Here is a 2,226-nt window from a genome sequence, read left to right on the forward strand (position 1 = left end):
CCCTCCCCCCTCCGCGGGGTCCGGCCCCCTCCCCTACGACTCCGCCGCAGAAGGAGAACCGCACATGTTCGAGACCGTCCGCCAGGACCTGCGCGCCACGCTCGACGAGATCCGCGCCGCGGGCCTGCACAAGCCCGAGCGCGTCATCGGCACCCCGCAGAACGCGGCCGTCGCCGTGACCTCCGGCGGGACGGCGGGTGAGGTCCTCAACTTCTGCGCCAACAACTACCTCGGTCTCGCCGACCACCCCGAGGTCGTCGCCGCCGCGAAGGAAGCCCTGGACCGCTGGGGCTACGGAATGGCCTCCGTCCGCTTCATCTGCGGTACGCAGGAGGTGCACAAGGAGCTGGAGGCGCGGCTCTCCGCCTTCCTCGGCCAGGAGGACACGATCCTCTACTCCTCCTGCTTCGACGCCAACGGCGGAGTCTTCGAGACCCTGCTCGGCGCCGAGGACGCGGTGATCTCCGACGCCCTCAACCACGCCTCGATCATCGACGGCATCCGCCTCTCCAAGGCCCGCCGCTTCCGCTACGCCAACCGCGACATGGCGGAGCTGGAGGCCCGGCTCAAGGAGGCGACCGAGGGCGGCGCCCGCCGCAAGCTCATCGTCACCGACGGCGTGTTCTCCATGGACGGTTACGTCGCCCCGCTGGCCGAGATCTGCGACCTCGCGGAGCGCTACGACGCCATGGTCATGGTCGACGACTCGCACGCCGTCGGCTTCGTCGGCCCCGGCGGGCGCGGCACCCCGGAGCTGCACGGGGTCATGGACCGGATCGACATCATCACCGGCACCCTGGGCAAGGCCCTCGGCGGCGCCTCCGGCGGCTACGTCGCCGCGCGCACCGAGATCGTCGAGCTGCTGCGCCAGCGCTCGCGGCCGTACCTCTTCTCCAACTCCCTCGCCCCGGTCATCGCGGCGGCCTCCCTCAAGGTCCTCGACCTGCTGGAGTCGGCCGGCGACCTGCGCGAGCACCTCGCCGCGAACACCGCGCTCTTCCGCACGAAGATGACCGAGGCCGGCTTCGAGATCCTGCCCGGCGACCACGCCATCGCCCCGGTGATGATCGGCGACGCCGCGGAGGCCGCGAAGATGGCGGAGCTCCTGCTGGAGCGCGGGGTCTACGTGATCGGCTTCTCGTACCCGGTGGTCCCGATGGGCGCGGCACGCATCCGCGTCCAGCTCTCCGCCGCCCACTCCACGGCGGACGTGGAGCGCGCGGTGGCCGCCTTCATCGACGCGAGGGCGGCCCTCGCGACGGCCTGAGCCGGTTCGCCGGGCGCGGCGCCGCTGCCGGGGGCCGGCCCCCGGACCCCCGCTCCTCGAACGCCGGAGGGGCTGGATGCGACCGGCCGTCGTCCTGCACGTGAACGCCGGAGGGTCTGGAGAATCCAGCCCCTCCGGCGTTCGAGCCGGAGTACCGGTGTGGGGCCGTGGGGCCGTGGGGGCTGCGAGAATGGTGGGGTGATCGACCCCCGCCGGCTGCGCATCCTGCGGGCCGTGGCTGACCACCGTACGGTGACCGCCGCGGCCGCAGCCCTGTACCTGACCCCCTCCGCCGTATCCCAGCAGCTCGCGGCGCTGGAGCAGGAGACGGGCCACGCGCTGCTGACCCGTAGCGGCCGGGGCGTACGGCTCACCGCCGCCGGGGAGATCCTGCTCGGGCACGCCCACGAGGTGCTGGCCCAGCTGGAGCGCGCCGAGGCCGAACTCGCCGCCTACGCGGGCGGCTCGGCGGGCGAGGTCACCGTCGCGGCCTTCGCCACCGGCATCGCCGAGGTGCTCGCCCCGGCCATCGCCCGGCTCGCCCTCGACCACCCGGGAATCCGGCTGCGCGTACGCGACGCGGAGGGCGACCAGAGCCTGCCGCTGCTGCTCGACGGCGAGGCGGACCTGGCACTCGCCGTCGAGTACCGGGGCGCACCGGGCGCCGGTGACGGCCGGCTGTCCGTGCTCCCGCTGTACGCGGAGCCCTTCGACGCGGTGCTCCCCGCCGGGCACCCGCTCGCCGACCTGCCCGAGGTGTCGCTGGCCGACCTCTCGGACGCGGACTGGGTGGGCCAGTACCCCGGCAACCCCTGCCACGACGTGATGCAGCTGGCCTGCGAACTGGCGGGCTTCCAGCCCCGGTTGGTGCACTCCTCCGACGACTTCCGGGCCGTGGTCGCGCTGGTCGGCGCGGGGGCCGGTGTGGCCCTCGTACCGCGCGCGGCGCTGCGCGGCAT

At 73.8% G+C, this 2,226-nt stretch carries 2 protein-coding genes; both read left to right on the forward strand.

Features of this window, described 5'->3' with window-relative positions:
- Positions 1 to 64: 64 nt before the first annotated feature.
- Positions 65 to 1,267 carry a glycine C-acetyltransferase gene (locus ACWGDE_RS38325; protein WP_453393709.1) on the forward strand — a complete coding sequence of 401 codons (1,203 nt, stop codon included), beginning with the start codon at positions 65 to 67 and terminating at the stop codon, positions 1,265 to 1,267.
- Positions 1,268 to 1,465: 198 nt separating this feature from the next.
- Positions 1,466 to 2,226 (forward strand): LysR substrate-binding domain-containing protein (locus ACWGDE_RS38330; RefSeq protein WP_453393710.1); only part of this gene is annotated, 761 nt, incomplete at its 3' end.

The sequence above is a fragment of the Streptomyces sp. NPDC054956 genome, assembly GCF_053609185.1.